The sequence below is a fragment of the Erwinia sorbitola genome, from assembly GCF_009738185.1.
Classification (GTDB): domain Bacteria; phylum Pseudomonadota; class Gammaproteobacteria; order Enterobacterales; family Enterobacteriaceae; genus Erwinia; species Erwinia sorbitola.
Genome location: NZ_CP046509.1, coordinates 193,439 through 212,041, shown reverse-complemented (window position 1 = coordinate 212,041; position 18,603 = coordinate 193,439). Strand labels below are relative to the sequence as shown.

16 protein-coding genes are annotated in these 18,603 nt (G+C 56.8%); 5 read left to right on the top strand and 11 right to left on the bottom strand.

The features are described 5' to 3' along the window. Positions 1–15 precede the first annotated feature (15 nt). Positions 16–924: a LysR family transcriptional regulator gene (locus GN242_RS00905; protein WP_154753426.1), complete on the top strand. Its 909-nt coding sequence runs from the start codon at positions 16–18 to the stop codon at positions 922–924. 551 nt (positions 925–1,475) lie between these two features. Here GN242_RS00905 and GN242_RS00900 read toward each other — a convergent pair. Both GN242_RS00900 and GN242_RS00895 read right to left on the bottom strand, forming a co-directional pair. Then, positions 1,476–3,050: an MFS transporter gene (locus GN242_RS00900; RefSeq protein ID WP_156286768.1), complete on the bottom strand. Its 1,575-nt coding sequence runs from the start codon at positions 3,048–3,050 to the stop codon at positions 1,476–1,478. A 63-nt stretch (positions 3,051–3,113) separates the two neighbouring features. Next, positions 3,114–3,755 (bottom strand): hydrolase, encoded by a 642-nt coding sequence (locus GN242_RS00895; protein ID WP_154753424.1) that lies wholly within the window; start codon positions 3,753–3,755, stop codon positions 3,114–3,116. A gap of 293 nt (positions 3,756–4,048) precedes the next feature. Here GN242_RS00895 and GN242_RS00890 point away from each other — a divergent pair, with 293 nt between their 5' ends. Then, entirely contained in the window at positions 4,049–4,867 is an 819-nt protein-coding gene (locus GN242_RS00890) for an alpha/beta fold hydrolase (RefSeq protein WP_156286767.1), read from the top strand. 39 nt (positions 4,868–4,906) lie between these two features. Here the strand turns inward: GN242_RS00890 and GN242_RS00885 are convergent, their stop codons facing one another. After that, positions 4,907–5,869: a PDR/VanB family oxidoreductase gene (locus tag GN242_RS00885; protein WP_156286766.1), complete on the bottom strand. Its 963-nt coding sequence runs from the start codon at positions 5,867–5,869 to the stop codon at positions 4,907–4,909. 10 nt (positions 5,870–5,879) lie between these two features. Continuing rightward, on the bottom strand, positions 5,880–6,914 hold the full coding sequence (hpxD, locus tag GN242_RS00880; protein WP_156286765.1) for a molybdenum cofactor-independent xanthine hydroxylase subunit HpxD: 1,035 nt from the start codon (positions 6,912–6,914) through the stop codon (positions 5,880–5,882). 121 nt (positions 6,915–7,035) lie between these two features. On the opposite strand from hpxD, the gene GN242_RS00875 reads away from it, so the two are divergent. Beyond that, on the top strand, positions 7,036–7,947 hold the full coding sequence (locus GN242_RS00875) for a LysR family transcriptional regulator (protein WP_156286764.1): 912 nt from the start codon (positions 7,036–7,038) through the stop codon (positions 7,945–7,947). A gap of 30 nt (positions 7,948–7,977) precedes the next feature. On the opposite strand, the gene GN242_RS00870 is transcribed toward GN242_RS00875, so the two are convergent. From GN242_RS00870 to GN242_RS00855, 4 genes are all read right to left on the bottom strand, one after another. Continuing rightward, positions 7,978–8,832: an alpha/beta hydrolase gene (locus GN242_RS00870; RefSeq protein ID WP_154753419.1), complete on the bottom strand. Its 855-nt coding sequence runs from the start codon at positions 8,830–8,832 to the stop codon at positions 7,978–7,980. A gap of 365 nt (positions 8,833–9,197) precedes the next feature. After that, positions 9,198–10,121, bottom strand: coding sequence for a substrate-binding domain-containing protein (locus GN242_RS00865; RefSeq protein WP_154753418.1), 924 nt, complete (start codon positions 10,119–10,121; stop codon positions 9,198–9,200). A gap of 111 nt (positions 10,122–10,232) precedes the next feature. Continuing rightward, the gene (locus GN242_RS00860) at positions 10,233–11,009 is read right to left on the bottom strand and encodes a TIM barrel protein (RefSeq protein ID WP_154753417.1); all 777 of its coding nucleotides are present in this window, start codon (positions 11,007–11,009) and stop codon (positions 10,233–10,235) included. Between the two features lie 5 nt (positions 11,010–11,014). Then, positions 11,015–12,034, bottom strand: coding sequence for a Gfo/Idh/MocA family oxidoreductase (locus tag GN242_RS00855; protein ID WP_154753416.1), 1,020 nt, complete (start codon positions 12,032–12,034; stop codon positions 11,015–11,017). A gap of 194 nt (positions 12,035–12,228) precedes the next feature. Here GN242_RS00855 and GN242_RS00850 point away from each other — a divergent pair, with 194 nt between their 5' ends. Next, a complete protein-coding gene (locus GN242_RS00850; RefSeq protein WP_156286763.1) occupies positions 12,229–14,205 on the top strand; it encodes a sigma-54-dependent Fis family transcriptional regulator in 1,977 nt (658 codons plus the stop codon). Positions 14,206–14,249: 44 nt separating this feature from the next. Next, on the top strand, positions 14,250–14,924 hold the full coding sequence (locus GN242_RS00845) for a TerC family protein (protein ID WP_374189816.1): 675 nt from the start codon (positions 14,250–14,252) through the stop codon (positions 14,922–14,924). Positions 14,925–15,087: 163 nt separating this feature from the next. On the opposite strand, the gene GN242_RS00840 is transcribed toward GN242_RS00845, so the two are convergent. From GN242_RS00840 to GN242_RS00830, 3 genes are all read right to left on the bottom strand, one after another. Beyond that, the gene (locus tag GN242_RS00840) at positions 15,088–16,260 is read right to left on the bottom strand and encodes a Gfo/Idh/MocA family protein (RefSeq protein ID WP_156286761.1); all 1,173 of its coding nucleotides are present in this window, start codon (positions 16,258–16,260) and stop codon (positions 15,088–15,090) included. A 12-nt stretch (positions 16,261–16,272) separates the two neighbouring features. Beyond that, positions 16,273–17,193, bottom strand: coding sequence for a TIM barrel protein (locus tag GN242_RS00835; protein WP_156286760.1), 921 nt, complete (start codon positions 17,191–17,193; stop codon positions 16,273–16,275). Between the two features lie 250 nt (positions 17,194–17,443). After that, positions 17,444–18,475 carry a LacI family DNA-binding transcriptional regulator gene (locus GN242_RS00830; protein WP_156286759.1) on the bottom strand — a complete coding sequence of 344 codons (1,032 nt, stop codon included), beginning with the start codon at positions 18,473–18,475 and terminating at the stop codon, positions 17,444–17,446. Positions 18,476–18,603: the final 128 nt, after the last annotated feature.

The window sequence follows — 18,603 nt, the reverse complement described above, 5'->3', positions numbered from 1 at the left end:
GGTTTGGGGAACACCATGCGATTAAACCTTGAGGCACTGCTGATTCTTGATGCACTCGATCGGCACGGTACCTTTGCCGCCGCCGCGGCCAGGCTGTTTAAAACCGCTTCGGCGCTGAGTTATACGGTGCAGAAGATGGAGAGTGACTTAAATATCACGCTGCTGGATCGCTCCGGGCATCGTGCAACCTTTACCCCCACCGGCCGCTTAATGCTGGAGAAAGGGCGTGTTCTGCTGCGTGCCGTGGGCGAGCTTGAGCAGCAGGCGCAATATGTTGAAAGCGGCTGGGAAACTAAACTGACTATCAGCCTTGACGCTTCCGTGCCGTTTTCACTGCTCTCCGGGCTGGTAGATGCGTTCTATCAGGAACATCATCACACCCGGCTGCTGTTCCGCCAGGACGTGCTGGCTGGCTGCTGGGAAGCGCTAAGTTATGGTCTGGCAGATATTGTATTCGGCGCGGTTCAGGAGCCGGTGCGTCACAGCGGCGTAAGCTGTGTGCCGGTTGGATGGCTGGAATATGCGTTTGCCATTGCGCCACATCATCCCCTGGCTGTGCTGCCGGCCCCGCTGCTGCGTGAGCAGATCCGCCAGTACCGGGCAGTGGTGGTACATGACAGCTCACGCCATGCCGAAGGCACCGACCTGCGCGTGCTCGACGAGCAACCAATCCTGAGTGTGCACAGCTTTGCTGATAAGGTGCAGGCGCAGGTTGACGGACTGGGCTGCGGCTATCTGCCGCGTTATCTGGCGGCACCGCATCTGGAGAACGGTACGCTGGTCGAACGTCAGCTCGACAGCGAAACGCGGCGCGACCAGGCGTTTCTGGCCTGGAGCGACAGCGCAACCGGCAACGCAGCCATGTGGTGGCGCGAACGCTTACAGAACTTCGAAGGGCTTCGCCAGGTGTATGCGGCGGAGTAGCAATGAGAGCAGCCAACGCATTTACGCGCAGAAAGATGCAGAAAGCCCCCGCCAGTAGATTTCTGTTTGCAGCAAGGCGGCAAAAGAGCAAATCCCCGGGAGCTTACCGTTGTAAGTGACCGGCGTTCGTGAGAGCAGCCAACGCATTTACGCACAGAAAGATGCAGCCCCCGCCAGTAGATTTCTGTTTGCAGCAAGGCGGCAAAAGAGCAAATCCCCGGGAGCTTACCGTTGTAAGTGACCGGCGTTCGTGAGAGCAGCCAACGCATTTACGCACAGAAAGACGCAGAAAGCCCCCGCCAGTAGATTTCTGTTTGCAGCAAGGCGGCAAAAGAGCAAATCCCCGGGAGCTTACCGTTGTAAGTGACCGGCGTTCGTGAGAGCAGCCAACGCATTTACGCACAGAAAGACGCAGAAAGCCCCCGCCAGTAGATTTCTGTTTGCAGCAAGGCGGCAAAAGAGCAAATCCCCGGGAGCTTACTGTTGTAAGTGACCGGGGTTTGGGAGAGCAGCCAACACAGCTGCGGACAGAAAGATGCTGGCGGGGGGGGTTAGAGTGAAAGAAAATGCCGCACTACCGGCTTCCCCCCGCCCCGATGGAAGCGCATCACGCTGCTTTGCAGATCCGCATCCGCATGGGAGACGCGCTGATGCTGGCGCAGATGCTCATGCCAGGACTCTACCAGGAACCACTCGATTAATGTGGTTTCATCATGGCTGTGTTCGGCGATACCCCAGGCCCAGGCACCATCGCGGCGACGGATTAGCGACAGCTTTTTGATCTCTGCCAGGAACGCCGGGCGATCCTCTGCGGTTACCTGATACTCGATCTGAATCATCACCGGCCCGCGATCTGCCGTCACTTCGCTTGCTAATTCTGGTTCATCCCAGTGGCCTGAGGGTTGCAGATCGGCCTCGCCTGCGGGGAGTCTGATGCGCAGGCACAGCAGCGCGGAGAGTATCAGCACCACGGCAGCGATCAGCAGAGTCATTACCAGCCCGCTTTTTTGTGCCACCAGCCCCCAGAACAGGCTGCCTGCGGCCATTGCACCGTTAAACATCATCAGGTAAACCGCCAGGCCCCTGCCGCGCACCCAGTCTGGCAGCACTGCCTGTGCCACGCCGTTGAGCGAGGTCAGCGCTATTATCCAGCTAACGCCCAGCAGCACCATCAGCGGCAGAGCCAGCGCTTTGACTGGCAGCAGGGCAATCGTCACCATGACCAGCGCGGAGAGGCCCGCCGAAAGCAGCATTAAACCATCAACGCTCAACCGTTGACGCAGCGCGGGTAGCAGCAGTGCACCGACAATCGCGCCTGCACCCACCGCCCCCAGCATGGTGCCGTAAAATCCGGCGCTGCCCTGCAACAGATTACGTGCTACCAGCGGCAACAGTGCCCAGATAGCGCTGGCAAAGAAGAAGTAAATCACGGTACGCAGCAGCACCCGATGCAGTTCGCGGCTGGCTTTGACGTAACGGATACCGGCGCGGAAAGCACCGAAAAAATGCTCTGAGAGTTCATTTTTCGCTTTCTGCGGTCGTTTCCACCAGAGCAGCGCGGCAATGACAAACACATAGCTGAGGACATCGGCACCATAGGCCGCCCAGGCACCGAGCGCGGCCAGCAGCAGGCCTCCGGTGGCCGGGCCAACGGCGCGGGCGATGTTGATCCCCAGCGAGTTAAGCGCTACCGCATTCTTGAGCTGTGGACGCGGAACCAGCTCCGGCACAATCGCCTGCCAGGCCGGGCCCATCAGCGCCGCGCCGATGCCGCCAATAAAGGTCAGCGCGACCAGGTATTCTACGGTCAGCAGATTATTATGCGAGAGGATCAGCAGCGTCGCACTGACGCTCGCCAGCAGTAGCTGGACAGCAATCAGCAGGCGGCGGCGATCCAGAATATCGGACAAGACTCCTGCGGGGATCGCCAGCAGGAAAATCGGCAGTGTGGCGGCGGTCTGCATCAGCGCCACTGCCGCCGGGTTCGATGACAGCCCGGTGACCAGCCATGAACTGGCAACATCGCGCATAAAACTGCCGGTATTACCGAGGATCGTCGCGGCCCAAATCACCGCAAACAGCCCCTGCTTAAGCGGCGCGAATGCACCGGATGACGTTGTATTCATGGTGATACTCCAGCTGACAGGAGATCAGCCGCCCGTACCAACAGGCGGCTGGAGTGGGAAGGATCAGGCTTTACGTGCCGGGGCTTTATGCACCATGGTGTAGGCATAATCCACGCCCATGCCGTAGGCACCGCTGTGTTCACGCACCAGATCCATCACATCGTCATAGGTCTCTTTACGTGACCAGTCGCGCTGATACTCCAGCAACACCTGCTGCCAGGTCACGGGTATCGCACCGGCCTGCACCATACGGTCGATGGAGCGCTCATGAGCATCCACGCTGGTGCCGCCGGAGGTGTCGGTGACCACGTAGACTTCAAAGCCCTCTTTCATCGCCATCAGCGCCGGGAAGGTCAGGCACACTTCTGTCCACAGGGCAGAGATAATCAGCTTGTTACGTCCGGTAGCTTTTACCGCATTCACGAAGGCTTCATCTTCCCATGAGTTCATTGAGGTACGCTCAATGGGCTGCACTTCCGGGTGAACCGCCAGCAGTTCCGGCCAGATGTAGCCGCTGAAGCTTTCGGTTTCCACCGAGGTATAAATAGTCGGCACGTTAAAAATTTTTCCCGCTTTCGCCAGGGCTACCGTATTATTTTTAAGCTGCTGACGATCGATATTGGCTACGCCGAAAGACATCTGCGGCTGATGGTCGATGAAAATCAGGGTGGAGTTCTGTGGATCCAGCAGGTCGAATTTAGACATGGTCAATTCCTCTTTTCGTTATCAGTTAGCGATGTTTTGAGTGAGTGTTGTGCTGCTGGAAACAAGATTACGTCCGGCAGGAATTTGCTGATAGCGGAAAGAATTTGGCAACTTGTTAAGTTTTTTTTGACAGGGATCCCGCCAATAAACAGAGGGAAATCGACAGTTAAATCAGACAGATAAGTTGATAAGAATTTTCTAACAAGTCGTGCAAAATAATGCCTTATCTTTATCTTTTCCGGGGAGCTAACGTTAGCCACAACATCACGTCATCCACCTTAGAGGAAACAGAAATGAGCACATTCACTACGCAGGACGGCACGCAGATTTATTTCAAAGACTGGGGCACGGGCAAACCGGTGCTGTTCAGCCACGGCTGGCCGCTGGATGCGGATATGTGGGACAGCCAGATGAATTTCCTTGCCGAGCGTGGCTACCGGGCTATTGCCTTTGACCGCCGTGGTTTTGGCCGCTCTGACCAGCCGTGGGAAGGGTATAACTACGACACCTTCGCTTCCGATATCAACGACCTGATTCAACATCTCGATCTGCATGAGATTACGCTGGTGGGCTTCTCGATGGGCGGTGGCGATGTCTCACGCTATATTGGCCGCTACGGCAGCGACCGTGTCAGTGCGCTGGTGCTGCTCGGGGCGGTAACGCCGATCTTCGGTAAGACGGACGATCATCCTGAAGGGGTGGAAAAAGCGGTATTCGACGGCATTCGTGACGGGATCCGCAAGGATCGGGCGCAGTTTATGAGCGACTTCAACACGCCATTTTATGGCATTAATGCCGGGCAAACCCTCTCTGACGGTGTGCTGACCCAGACGCTGAATATCGCGCTGCTGGCCTCGCTGAAAGGCACCATCGACTGCGTAACGGCTTTTGAAGAGACCGATTTTCGTGGCGATCTGGCGCAAGTCAGCGTGCCCACACTGGTGATCCACGGCAGTAACGACCAGATTGTGCCGTTTGAAGCCACCGGTAAGCTGGCGGCAGCGATGATCCCCGGTTCAGAACTGAAGGTTTATGACAATGCGCCGCACGGTTTTGCCGTTACCCATCAGGATCGGTTAAATCAGGATCTGCTGGCCTTCCTGCAACGTTAATCCGCTCTGCTGGCGGGGAACCCTCCCCGCCCGCTCACCTTATAGTGCAATCACCAGCTCCGGCGTACGACTGCGCGAACAGCACAGCGCAATCTGCTGGTCAGAACAGCTTTTCTCCGCCTGCGACTGCACCGTATCACGATGATCCACCTCCCCCGACAGCACCGGCGTCAGGCAGGCACCGCAAATCCCCATCTCACAGGAGAGTGGTACCGCCACCTGATGCTCCAGCAGCACCACCGCAATGCTCTTCTCCGGCGGCACAAAATAGGAGTTTCCGCTGCTGCTTAACGTCACGGTAAACCCCTCTGCTGACTCAGCGCTGGCAGGTATGGCAACGGCGGAAAAAGCTTCACTGTGAATACGGTCAGCAGACCAGCCGCGATTGATGGCCTCCGCTTCCCCATGCGCCATAAAAGCCGCCGGGCCGCAGAGATAGAGGCGCTTACCCTCGGGCTGGTGCAGCACCGGAGGCAGATCGCGGCGCGGGCTGTGCCCTTCACAGCCTGACCACAGCGTACAGCTGCCGTGACGGAATCCCTGATGCAGCCGGGTGCGAAACGCGACATCGGCCTGAGTTTTCACATAGTAATGCAGCTCGAAGCTCTGCCCGCTGGCATCCAGCTGTTCAGCCATTGCCAGCAGCGGAGTAATACCGATGCCACCAGCCATCAGAACGCTATGCTCTGCCGGTTGCAGGGAAAAAATATTGCGCGGCACGGAGAGGGTCAGCCGCTGCCCGAGGCGCAGCTGTTCATGAACAAAACGCGAGCCACCGCGCGAAGCAGCTTCTCGTTTTACACACAGCAGATAGCTGTCGCGCTGTTGCGGATCCCCCGCCAGCGAATACTGACGCACCAGCCCGCCCGCCAGATGCAGGTCAACGTGCGCCCCCGCCTGCCAGGAGGGCAGCGGGCCGCCATCGGCGCTGACTAACGTCAACGCTATATTTTTGCTCCCCTGCCGTGACAGGGCGTCAACAATCACCTCAATGGTTTGCATCGCGTTCCCCTTAAACCAGGAAGAATTCGCCAAAGCCCTGCTTTTTCAGGCCCCGGCGATAGGCTATGGAGCTGCGATCCGCCGGAATATGGGCCTCCAGAGTTAAATCCAGCGGCAGCCGCTCCGGGCGCTGGGTTTCCACCATCAGCCGATCTTCTTCAAATACCCGATGGTTGAAGGCGTGAACATCTTCGACCGGGATATGCAGGTCGAAATTACGTGCAATCGGTGCAAACAGCCGGGTTTTCCGCGCCGATACCGGCGAGGCCGCGTTCATAATCACCAGTTTTTCAGCATCGGGAAAATGAATAGTCAGCGTGGCGGTAAACGGCAGATGCATCTCAAAATGACGCAGCCACTGAAAACCTTCCGGTGCCTGTTTATCTGATTCAGCCGAGTAGTTACTGACTGAACTCCAGTAATCAACGCTGAAACCATAGGGCGTTTCTACCGGGATGTAGGGCGGCACTTCCTGATTTTCCGGATCGGCGAAGGTTTCCGTATGGATCCACGCAAAGTGCGCCACGTCGAGGAAGCCCTCCACCTGTCGTCCGGCAAAGCCCGCAATATCAAAGTGCGGACAGACAATCTGCTGAAAATCCGGCTCCTCCCAGTGCGGCATCTGCGGCAGCATGGGGGTCGCCCCCTCCTCCGGCGCGAGGCAGGTCCAGATCAGGCCAAAACGCTCCTCAGTGGGATAAGTCAGCAGGTTCAGCTTGGCTGGAATAGCCTGATCCGGGCTGGAAGGTACGCGGTTACAGCGGCCATCTTCACCAAAGCGCAGGCCGTGATAGGGGCAGATAATCCCGGCCTCATCATGGAAACCCAGCGTCAGCGGCACGCCGCGATGCGGGCAGACGTCGCGCGCCACCACCACCTGGCCTTTTACCCGGTAGATCACCAGCTGCTCATCCAGCAGCACTGCTTTCATCGGCGCGTTGCTGATATCCACTGCGCGGGCCACCGGATGCCAGTGGCGGGCCAGACGCTCCCAGTCGTCGGGTTCAAAGGTGCAGTGCGGGGGCGGCGTGATTTTGGCTTTCATGGGGGTCACCTGTCTCAACGTTCGGTTGTTATCGCTACAGGCATTGTGGATACTCAAAGGTGTTGCAGTCCATCAGAGATAATTCACTTACCCTCTGCAAAAATTCGTACAGGAGAGGTCTATGGATCCGTTTTCGCGTTTCTCACACTACTTTGCCGCCGTGGCCGAGAGCGGCAGCCTGCGCAAAGCGGCTGAAAAGCTGCACGTCTCCGCCTCGGCGATGAACCGGCAAATCCTGCTGGCAGAAGAGATGATGGGTACCCTGCTGTTTGAACGCCTGCCCTCCGGGCTGAAACTCACCACCGCCGGAGAGCTGCTGTATGACGATGTTCGCCGCTGGAGCCGGGAGTTTCGCCGCACCCGCGAACGGTTTGACGAGCTACAGGGACTGAAGCGCGGACATGTCAGCGTGGCACTGATCGCCGCACTGAGTGAGGGCGTGATGGTAGAAGCGCTGGCTGCGGCGGCGCAAGAATACCCGTGGCTGACCTTCGACCTGGGGATACATGACAGCCAAACCATTGTCGGCCAGGTAGCGGATGCGCAGGTGGATTTTGGTCTGCTGCTCGACCCGGTTGAGCACAGCGGGCTGGAAGTGCGGGCTTTCTGCGAGATGCCGATTGGCGTGGTGATGGCTGCCGATCATCCGCTGGCCCGTCAGCCGTCGCTCTCCATCGGCCAGATAAGCGAGTATCGCCATATCCTGCCCACCGCGCCGCTGATGGTACATGAACGCACCGCCATGCTCTATGGCCGCCATAGTCTGATGCCGGAAGCGACTATCCGCTGTAACGATATCCGCATGATTAAATCGCTGGTGCGCGCCGGGGCAGGGATTTCCGTTCTCAGCCTGCTGGATGTCAGACCGGAGATTACCAGCGGGGAGCTGGCGTTTGTGCCGCTGCACGGCCGGGCGGTACGCCCGCTCACCCTTGCGCTCTGCGTGGCACCTAAACGTCAGCTGTCACGGGCAGCGCAGGTGGTGATCCAGCGCCTGACAGAGGTGCTGGAACGCGCTGGCGAAGAGAGATAAAAACTCAGATCAGGCCCCCGCCCATCGCTATCAGGCCCTGGCCGCCAGCCACACCGCGTAGGCTTCATCCCAGATGGCGGCGGGCGTACCGGCTTTTCCCAGGCCGAAGCCGTGGCCGCCCTGTGAAATACGGATCATCTGCACCGATACCCCGGCTTTGCGGCAGATATCGTGCATGATCACGCTATTTTCCGGATTGGAGGTCATATCATCCTCCGCCTGAGCAAGGAACAGCGGCGGGTAGGCTCGGGTGACATAGTTTTGCACCGACCAGTTCGCCTCTTCCGCCGGGGAGGGATGGTTGCCCACCAGCGACAGATGCGTATTGGTATGGGTGTAAGGCGGTTCCAGCGTAATCACCGGATAGATCAGCCCAACGCTGTCAGCTTTTGGCACTATCTGGTCAATGGCATCCTGCGGGGCATAGGAGGCATAATCCGGGCGCGCTGCGGCCAGGCCAAGCATATGCCCCCCGGCGGAAAAACCGAGCAGGTGCACGTTATTTTCCATCGAGCGCACCAGGCGCATCGCCCGCTGTGCATCCTGAAATGCCACGCGGTTGCCGTCCTGCCAGTGCTCTCCCGGCAGGCGATAACTGAGCACATACGCGGTGTATCCTTTGCTGTTCAACCAGCGCGCCACTGGCCAGGCCTCGCGGCCCATACCTATCCAGCGATAGCCGCCGCCTGCGGCGATCAGCACGGCTTTACCGTTGGGTTTTTCCGGTACAAAGCGCTGAATTCCCGGACTGACAATGTTAGACCATGAGCCGTTGGCGGAGATGCGCAGCGCCCCGCTCGGCCCGCCGCCGCCTGGCGGTTCATCAGGCCACAGCGGAAAAAAATCCTGGCGGGCGAACAAACTATCGGTGCTCATGGCAAGCATAAACGCACCGGTACCCAATATAAACCGGCGGCGACTAATCAAAATGCATGTCCAACATTCTCAGCAGAAAACAGGGAGGTTTATGGTGAGCGACAGAAGAGCGTGGCTCAGTGGCGAAATAGTATTCATATCACATTGAAAATGCCACTGACATCACACTTTTTTCATCATGAATTGGAAAATATTGAGTAAGGAGACTAAGGGGAAGCGCAGATTTCCGCCAACTGCCATAAGGAAAGCTGTCAACGCTAAACAGTGGTCATCTGCATGGCAGCAAGCCACGTCAAAGCCGGTCAGGGTAAGGTGATATTTTTAGTAGAAACGATGCGCAGGAAGCAGGCCCTGCCAACCAGGGCCTGGCGGGATTATTTGACGTTTTTACTGATAAAAGCTTCGTAATTGTCTTTAGTGATCACCTGATAGGGGATCCACATAAACTTGTCGCTATTTTTGCCATCAATTACCTGCTTCGCCATGGTGACAGCGCCAACTCCCTGAGCTGCGGCGTCCTGGAAGATGGTTAATGCCAGCTTGCCGCTTTTGATAAATTGCAGCGCATCCGGCGTACCGTCGATTCCGGCCACCAGAATATTTTTCTTGCCGCTTTGGTTAAGCGCCATAATCGCGCCAATCGCCATCTCATCGTTGTTGGCGGCAATCGCATCGATCTTATCACCGGAGAGGAGCCAGCCGGAGGTGACGTCTACCGCTTCGTTACGCATCCACTGGGCAGACTGCTTCTCCACCACTTTCATCTCTTTATATTTGGCGATGACATCTTCCGTGGCTTTGGTGCGCTGGCGCGCTTCTTCTGCCGACAGCGCACCCATCAGAATGGCGACATTACCTTTGTAATTCATTCTTTTTGCCAGTGCTTCCATCTCCATCCGGCCACCCAGCAGCGAGTCAGAACCGACGTAGGCCATCTTGCCACTCAGCTCCACTTCTGGCTTACGGTTAACGAAAATCAGCGGGATATTGGCGCGTTTCGCTGCGTCCATCATCGGCTTCACCCCCTGAGTATCCACCGGGTTGAGAATAATGGCGTCCACGCCCTGGTTAATAAAGTTCTCAACCTGCTGTACCTGTACCGCGATATCCCCTTTGGCATCTTCAAACTGCCCCTGGATTTTCTCTTTTTCCATCTCCTTCGCCATCTGCGTACGCAGAATGGAGATGAAATTCAGATCAAAGTTCGCCAGTGCAACACCAATACGCAGATCTTTAGCCTGGGAAGCGGGTGCCAGTGCCAGAGCACCAATCAACAATGCGATTTTATTCACGTTCATGGATGGATTCCTGTAGGTGTAGGTAAGTTATTATTTTGGGTAGTGAACTGAATGAACGACGCAGGCCCTCCTGAAAAAAAGCGGCCAGGGCTGGCCGCATCACATGCTTAATTAATCAAAATGCGCTTTAAAACTTGCCAGGGCAGCTTCACTGTCCCCTGACGCCCAGCCTTCCAGCGCAATGACCCCCCGATAGTTCATAGCGCGCAGAGCTTTTGCCACCGCGCGGTAGTTAATCTCGCCCGTACCCGGCTCACAGCGCCCGGGTACGTCAGCCACCTGGATTTCACCAATAGCACTGCCGCTGCGCTGCACCAGCTCGATCAGATTTCCTTCGCCAATCTGCGCGTGGTACAGGTCAAGATTCATCTTCAGATAGGGGCTGTTGACCGCTTCCACCAGCGCCAGCGTATCCGCCGCCCTGGCAAACGGCGTTCCCGGGTGGTCGACGGCAAGGTTGAGATTTTCCAGGGTAAACACGCGCCCGGCCTTCTCACCCAGCGCGGCTAATTTTTCCAGCGTACGCACCGCTTTCACCCACATCTCACCGGTAACAACCGTCACCGGTTTGACCGGCAGCCCCTGATTATCCAGCCCGGTGCCATGCAGGTTCAGGCTCGGGCAGTTTAAACGCGCCGCCACGGCCAGCGACTCAGCGGCGCTGCTTAACAGCTGTGCAATTTCGTCATCATCCGTCAGGTTGCCCGTCAGATAGCCGGTCATCGAGGTGAATGTCGCCCCTGTCGCCGCCAGCGCATCAATGTCTTTATTGTTCCAGTGCCAGATTTCAACGCCGAAGCCCAGCTGATGTATGCGCTTCACACGTTCGATAAATGGTAAATCCAGAAAAACCATTTCGGCTGAAACCGAAAGACGATAGTCCGCCATCGTTGTTATCCTCGTAGTTGAATGGGTTTGCCCTGCTGTACAGAGGCAATACAGGCCAGCGCGATTTCCAGCGCATTACGCGCATCCTCACCCGTCGCGCGCGGGGTGTCACCACTGGCCGCACAGCGTGCAAATTCGGTGAGCTCGGCAATATAGGCATCCGCCAGCAGGTCGGTGTCCTGGCGGGAGGTACCGATGGAAATACCGGCGGCACCGTAGTGCACACAGTTATTCACGTTGATATTTCCCATCTGATACATACCGTTGTTGCCAAACACTTCCGCACGCACGTCATAACCGTAAACCGCTTCGAAGCTGGCATCCGCGACGGCAATCGCACCATTATCAAAGCGAATCGTCACTACCGAGGTATCCAGCAGCCCCCTGTCTTTGAAGTCCGGGCGCACCAGCGCATCCGCCATCGCATACACTTCCACCGGTTTTGCTCCGGGATTGCAGTGCAGCAGGGTGTCAAAGTCGTGGATCAGCGTTTCGAGGTAGATCGTCCATGGCGGGATGCCGCTTGGATCGCGCAGCGGAGAGGGATCGCGCGTCAGGGAACGAATAAGCTGCGGTGTACCGATTTCTCCGGCTTTGATGCCGGCCAGCGCGGCAGCAAAGCCCGCAGCAAAACGGCGGTTAAAGCCCACCTGTAGCACCACGCCCGCGCTCTTCGCGGCAGCAATGGCGTTGTCCGCCTCTTCCAGCGTGATGGCCATTGGTTTTTCGCAGAACACATGCTTTCCGGCGCGGGCTGCCGCCGCCACCAGCTCCGCATGGGTTCGTGCCGGAGTGGCAATCAGCACCGCATCAATATCCGGATCGTCGAGCATCGCCTGTGGTTCGCTGTAATATTTACCGGCACCCAGTTTTTCGGCCAGACGCTGCGCGGCACCCGGCACCGGATCGGCAACCGCAGCCAGTACTGCGCCAGGAACTTTTTGTGCCAGCGCCTGAGCATGGAAGCTGCCCATGCGGCCTGCACCGATTAATCCCACACGTACGCTCTTGTTTGTTGCTGACATCTTGTTCCCCTTCAGGTAGCTGGCTGACTGTTTTTTAGTTGTTACACAGACATAAGCAAACCCTATGCCAGAGTGCAGACCACCGGTGAGTACAGCTTTCTCTGTACGAGGCGATCACAAAATGAACACAAAAAAAACATGTCAACTTAACATGTCGATAAAATGGACATTCCATTTAGCGGGAGGGAAGCAAGATGAATCAACCGACGTTAGCTGGTGGGATCGATGCGGAGTGTGATGGGCAGCTGAGTCTGCCTGCGGGCGGTGAAGCCAGCCGCTGGGATAATCTGCTGGAACAGGCGAGGCGAGATTTTGATGCCGGGCGGGAGCCGGAATTTGTGCGCCCGGATGTACTCAGCTCGTGGAAAAGCAGCCGCTCCGCCGGAATCAACCCTGCGCATTTTGCCTACAACTTTCCACCCGACGAAATGCTTAAACAGATTCTGGCTGATAACAGTGAGCTGATTGAAGTTGCGGGCAGCATTATGGAAAACCTGCTGGCCTATAATCCGGATGGCCATATTAATCTGACCGATGCACAGGGGATTACGCTCTCCTGCTGCGGGCGCGATCTGACCCCGGTGGGCAGCATTCTTACCGAGTCGGAAATGGGTACCAACTGCACCGCCCGCTGTCTGAAACAGCAGCGGCTGGTCTATATGCTGAACGGGGAAAACTGGAAATTAGCTCTGCGCCAGCGCCATCTGCAATGCGCCGCTGCCCCGATTCGTGATGCCGATGGCTGCATGATTGGCGTACTGACGCTGACCGCCAGTCAGGATAACTTCCACTATCACACTTTGGGCACAGTGCAGGCCGCCGCCGAGGCCATCGGCCAGCAGCTGATCCTGCGCGCGCTGCTGGCGGAGCAAAAATCGATCCTCGAAACCCTGAATGAAGGGGTGATCGTGCTCGATCGCTCCGGGATGATCAAAACTATCAATCGCTATGCGCGTCAGATCTTCCACGGACTGGCGCGGCCCGGTCAGCAGGCCGATAAGGTGCTGAACCCGGAGAATACCCGCCTGGCAACCATGACCTTCTGCAATGACCGCGAAATTGTGTTTAACCCCACAGAGAATCAGCGTCTCTGCTGCCAGGTGTCGATCATGCCCGCGCCGGGGGGCGGCAAGGTGATCGCCCTGCGTGAAAATCAGCGTATCCGTGCCATTACCCGCCGTGTGATGGGCGTCAGCGCCAGCTATACCTTTGATATGCTGTGCGGTAGCGCACCGGCGCTTAAAGCTGCGATGGATAAAGCCCGCAGCAGCTGCCGCAGCGACAGCACGGTATTGCTGACCGGCGAGAGTGGCACCGGTAAAGAGCTGTTTGCTCAGGCTATCCATAATGGCAGTCTGCGCTGCGGTGAGCCTTTTATTGCCGTTAACTGCGGGGCACTGCCGCGCGATCTGGTTCAGAGTGAACTGTTTGGTTATATGGACGGCGCATTTACCGGGTCGCGGCGCGGCGGTGCGGCAGGTAAGTTCGAGCTGGCGGAGGGCGGAACGCTGTTCCTTGATGAAATCGGCGATATGCCGCTGGAGGCGCAGACCAGCCTGCTGCGCGTATTGCAGGAGAGTGAGGTGGTGCGTATCGGCGCATCGCATCCGGTTAAGGTGAATGTGCGTATTATTGCCGCCACCAACTGCAACCTGATCAGGGCGGTGGAGACTGGCGCGTTTCGCCGCGACCTTTACTATCGTCTGAATGTTATCTCTATTCCTGTTCCGGCTCTGCGCGAACGCAGCAGCGATATCCCGGCGCTGACTGAATGGTTCCGCGAGAAAGTCTGCACCCAGTTAAAGAAGATCAATGTGCAGTTTACCCCGCGCGCGATGGAGGCATTAAGCCGGTATCACTGGCCGGGCAACGTGCGCGAACTGGAAAATATTGTCGAGCGCGTGATCAATATTAACGACGGTCTGTTTATTGATGTGCAGGATCTGCCGGATGAAGTCACCAACAGCATCCCGCCCGCTGATGCAGCATGCCGCGACGCGCCCCATCAGGCAGTGCGGCTGGATGTTAATGAACGCGCACATATTATCAGCACGCTTGATGCCCTCAACGGTAATCTGCGCCAGGCCGCCCAGTTAATGGGGCTGTCACGTGCCGGGTTATATAATAAACTGAGGAAATATCAGATTAGCGCCGACGAGTTCCGCCGCTGATCGCTGTCTGGTCACCACGGTGGCCTTATATCTGCGTTAACTGAGTGCTTATGTGGTTCGAACATCTGGATTTTGCCGTAATTTTGCTACAAATCGTATTGATTGATCTTCTTCTGGGCGGTGATAACGCCGTGGTTATCGCCCTCGCCTGCCGCAAGCTGCCTCCACAGATGCAGAAAAAAGCCATTATTCTCGGCACTTTTGGTGCCATTGTTGCCCGGGTGGTGCTGCTGATTATTGCCGTTCATCTGCTGGCGCTGCCGTGGCTGAAGATAACAGGCGGCCTGCTGCTGCTGTGGATTGGCTTTAAGCTGGTGGGTAACGAAGAGGAAGAGGCCGCCATTAGCAGCGACAATCGCCTGTGGAAAACCGTGCTGACTATTACGCTGGCTGATGTGGTGATGTCGCTGGATAACGTGCTGGCGGTGGCTGCCGCCGGTAATGGCAACGTCGTGCTGGTGTCGCTCGGCGTGTTGATCAGTATTCCGATTATTGTGATGGGCAGTAAGCTGGTGCTGGCTCTGCTGTCGCGCTTCCCGCTGATTGTGACGCTGGGCGGCGCGCTGATCGGCTGGATTGCCGGCAGTATGCTGGTTACTGACCCGGTACTGCTGCGTTATACCGCGCATCTGGCGTATTTACACTGGGTTGCCGGAGCAACAGGAGCGCTGCTGGTGGTCGGGTATGGCGTGGGCAGAGGTATGCTGACGAAGCAATAGTTTTGCGTCAGGGCGGATTATTCAGGCACGAAAGCCGCCCTGACTGGTGCGATAAAAAAGCCTGTCGAATATCTCATGGCTTGAAGCAGATGATCATGATGTCAGTCCGTGCTCATTAACGGGGAGCCGGTCAGACTGACATCCAATACAGCACTAACCCGGGTTACTCAAAATCAACCCATATCGCTCCGGCATCCGCCGACTCAACGCAGCGCTCAACCCACTGCACGCCCGCCACGCCTGCATCAACATCCGGATACCAGAAATCAGCCAGCAGTGTCTTATCACCACGATCGGTGGCATCCATCGCGACGGCAAAACGGCGATACAGATTTGACCAGGCCTCAAACAGCCCTTCCGGGTGGCCCCCGCCAATGCGATCCTCTTCCAGCGCTCGCGGTGCCAGATAGCCCATACCGCGCTCAAGAATACGCACCGGTTCGCCCTGAATTTCATAGCGCAGCTGGTTCGGCTGCTCATCCCACCACTCAAGGCTGGCATTCGATCCGATCACGCGGATCTTCTGGCCGTGCATCGATCCGCAGTTCACCGCAGAACACCACAGCGATCCCACCGCTCCGTTGTTATATTCCATCAGCACAAAGGCGTTATCTTCCAGCGGCGCACGGGTTTTGACAAAGCTCTGACGGGAGCACATCAGGCGTTTGATTTTCAACTCTGGCAGCATGGTTTCGGCCAGAAACAGCGGATGCGTAGCCAGATCGCCCAGTACGTAACTCGGGCCGACAAACTTCGGATCAACGCGCCAGCGGGTGCTCGGATTATCCAGCTCAACCGCCTCATTATGGAAGCCGTGGGAAAACGACATATTGACGATGCGAATATCGCCCAGCAGCCCTTCAGCAATCATGCTGCGCGCCTGCTGGATCAGCTGATGGCCTGAATAGCCATAGGTCACGCCGATGATTTTGTTCCGCTGTTTGCTTAACGCCGCCAGCTCTTTAGCTTCAGCCGTGGTAAAGCAGAGCGGTTTTTCACACACCACGTGCAGACCAGACTCCAGCGCCGCTTTACAGATGGCAAAGTGAGTGTTGTTCGGCGTGGCAATCGACACCGCTTCAATGCCGTCAGCACGTTCCGCTTCCTGGCGGAACAGCGTCTGGTAGTCGGGATAGCAGCGCTCGCCCGCCACGCCCAGGCTTTCACCAAAGGCGCGTCCGCGTGCTGCATCAATATCAAATGCACCGGCCACCAGGGTAAACGTGTTGTCACGTAACGCCGCCGAACGATGGATATAACCGATCTGGCTGGTGCCGCCGCCGCCCACCATGCCCCAGCGAAGGGAGCGATCGAGAGGTTTAATACCGTTAATCATGGGTTATCCTTTTCAGAATCCGACAGAGTGGAGATAGCGCAGGCTTTCGGTCACGTCGTGCAGGCTGCCATCGGCATTGCGCGGGTCACGTTCCTGTTCGATGGTGATCCAGCCCTGGTAATTGCGTTCAGCCAGGAAGGCGCGCACCGCAGGATAGTCGATCGCACCCTTGCCAATCGGGCACATCACCCCTTCCGCACAGGCGGTAAAAAAGTCGAGTTCCCGGGCGATCACATTGCGGAAAACCGCGTCGTTTACGTCTTTAAAGTGCAGGTAATCAATGCGATCAAAATAGTGGGCCAGCGCAGGGATCGGATCCATACCTGCGTAGTAGAGGTGTCCGGTATCCAGGCACAGGCCCGCAACGCTGTGCGGAATATCCTGTACCAGCTTCTCCAGCTCATCAGCAAACTCAATACTGCCGCCCGCGTGAGGATGAATAACAGGACGGACGCCGTACTCTTTGGCAATGCGGGAGATCTCAGTGATATGGCTGATCATGCGCTGCCAGTCATGGTCGGAAAGGCGCTCTGCCTGATGATACTGCCCTGCCAGACGTGCACGGTCGGCGTTACCAAAGTCGATAATCACCAGATAGGGTGCAGGCAGATTGTCACCGTGAGTCGGGGTGGCCGTTGGCACTTGTGACAGGTTGCGGCACAGGTTATGCGTCAGCTCAATCATCGCCGGGAAGTTTGCTTCGCTCACCAGATCGTCAAAAATGGTGCCTGCCACAATCGTCAGCCCATGCTGTTTTAACTTCTCAGTCAGTAGTGCCGCATCCGTTGGCAGATAGGTCCAGGGACCAAGCTCAATACTGTTGTATCCCGCCTGTGCGGCTTCTTTCAGCACTTTCTCGTAAGGGGGCAGATACGGGTTTTTGGGATCATCCACACCCCAGCTGCAAGGTGCGTTTGCAATGTGAATGGTCATGATGATCTCCTTAAAAGAGGCCATGTTGTCATGTGGAGGGGAGCAGTTAGCAGCACAGGGGGTCATCCTTCAGTTAATATTTGAAGGAAGTATCAAACAAACATTCCATTTCTAACAATGATGGAATGTACGTTTTTTGATGGGGATCTCACTATTTTTGATAGTTTTAAATGATATAAATCTATCATTTCCACTATTTCAGTGAGTTATTCGGAATGCGGAGCCAGTGCAGAACCGGCCCGACAGGCTTTCAGTAATTCTCTTTGGTGATCAGTTCGAAGCTGCTGGTTAGTGCGATAAAACCACCGCGCTCTTCCTGGCTGGCCTGCTGCATGGCCTCAACCACGCGGGCGGCCAGTTCATCCAGCCGATGGGCGATCATAATATCCAGCGTACCGTCGATCAGCGCCAGCTGTGCATCCTGCAACGGCCCGTGACAGATCAGGGTAATCTCATGCCGTCTGTCGCTGTCGCGCAGCGCATTAACCACACCTTCCACGCCGCCACAGGGCGCATAAATCACCGACAGCTCGGGATGCAGACGAATCAGATCGGCGGTCACCTGATAGCCCTGCTCGACATTTTCAAAGCTCTTTACCGGCTCAAGTACCGTATGGCCGGTGGCATATTCGCGCAGATAAGATCGAAAACTGATTTCGCAGGTTTCCTGACATAAAAATCGATTATCGCCGACGATCACACCCACTTTGCCCGGCGGCCCGCTCAAACGCTCCACGGCCCAGGCGGCAGTACGCCCCGCTTTACGGTTATCCAGTCCGATATATCCGGCGTGACCGCAGGGTGAGAGATCGGACAGAACGGTGAAGACTTTCACCCCTTTTTTACTCGCCTTTTCCACCGCCCGGCGCACCAGCGCATTATCCAGCGCAATCAGCGCCAGCACGTTAACGTGCTCACTCAGTTCATCAATAGCCGCTGCGGTCTCTTCAATAGCGTGAATATCATGAAAAGCGAACTCAATGCGCGTGCCTTCCTGCAAATAAGGTGCGGCGTGCTGTTCCAGCGCGCGGGCGAAGGTGTCGTAAAAGGAGTAGTCACGTGAAAGCAGAATCACACCAATGCGCAGCGAACCTGAGCCTGGCTGCACCACGCTGCCTGTGAGAAATTCCGGGTCGAAACGATAGCCAAGCCGGGAAGCAGCCTGCACCACGCGAGCTTCAGTGTCCGGGCGTACCGGGGCGCGCCGGTTCAGCACTCTGTCGACCGTGGCGACACCCACGCCAGCCTCGCGGGCGATATCCGTTAGTGTGGTTTTTTTCATCACGGGTTTCCTGATAACTGTTATGCCAAAAAAACTATCACGTCTGCCCACGTGGCAACAGCAGCGGTCGGGATTAATTCTCAGGACATGACAAATGTCAGATTATTTTTTTTATTATCAGCTAAACA

What these genes read in the sequence shown, in the direction of transcription:
- GN242_RS00895 (WP_154753424.1), bottom strand. Translation starts at nt 3,755, where the DNA reads ATGTCTAAATTCGACCTGCTGGATCCACAGAACTCCACCCTGATTTTC.
- hpxD (WP_156286765.1), bottom strand. Translation starts at nt 6,914, where the DNA reads ATGAAAGCCAAAATCACGCCGCCCCCGCACTGCACCTTTGAACCCGAC.
- GN242_RS00890 (WP_156286767.1), top strand. Translation starts at nt 4,049, where the DNA reads ATGAGCACATTCACTACGCAGGACGGCACGCAGATTTATTTCAAAGAC.
- GN242_RS00875 (WP_156286764.1), top strand. Translation starts at nt 7,036, where the DNA reads ATGGATCCGTTTTCGCGTTTCTCACACTACTTTGCCGCCGTGGCCGAG.
- GN242_RS00885 (WP_156286766.1), bottom strand. Translation starts at nt 5,869, where the DNA reads ATGCAAACCATTGAGGTGATTGTTGACGCCCTGTCACGGCAGGGGAGC.
- GN242_RS00855 (WP_154753416.1), bottom strand. Translation starts at nt 12,034, where the DNA reads ATGTCAGCAACAAACAAGAGCGTACGTGTGGGATTAATCGGTGCAGGC.
- GN242_RS00905 (WP_154753426.1), top strand. Translation starts at nt 16, where the DNA reads ATGCGATTAAACCTTGAGGCACTGCTGATTCTTGATGCACTCGATCGG.
- GN242_RS00835 (WP_156286760.1), bottom strand. Translation starts at nt 17,193, where the DNA reads ATGACCATTCACATTGCAAACGCACCTTGCAGCTGGGGTGTGGATGAT.
- GN242_RS00850 (WP_156286763.1), top strand. Translation starts at nt 12,229, where the DNA reads ATGAATCAACCGACGTTAGCTGGTGGGATCGATGCGGAGTGTGATGGG.
- GN242_RS00870 (WP_154753419.1), bottom strand. Translation starts at nt 8,832, where the DNA reads ATGCTTGCCATGAGCACCGATAGTTTGTTCGCCCGCCAGGATTTTTTT.
- GN242_RS00860 (WP_154753417.1), bottom strand. Translation starts at nt 11,009, where the DNA reads ATGGCGGACTATCGTCTTTCGGTTTCAGCCGAAATGGTTTTTCTGGAT.
- GN242_RS00840 (WP_156286761.1), bottom strand. Translation starts at nt 16,260, where the DNA reads ATGATTAACGGTATTAAACCTCTCGATCGCTCCCTTCGCTGGGGCATG.
- GN242_RS00830 (WP_156286759.1), bottom strand. Translation starts at nt 18,475, where the DNA reads ATGAAAAAAACCACACTAACGGATATCGCCCGCGAGGCTGGCGTGGGT.
- GN242_RS00900 (WP_156286768.1), bottom strand. Translation starts at nt 3,050, where the DNA reads ATGAATACAACGTCATCCGGTGCATTCGCGCCGCTTAAGCAGGGGCTG.
- GN242_RS00865 (WP_154753418.1), bottom strand. Translation starts at nt 10,121, where the DNA reads ATGAACGTGAATAAAATCGCATTGTTGATTGGTGCTCTGGCACTGGCA.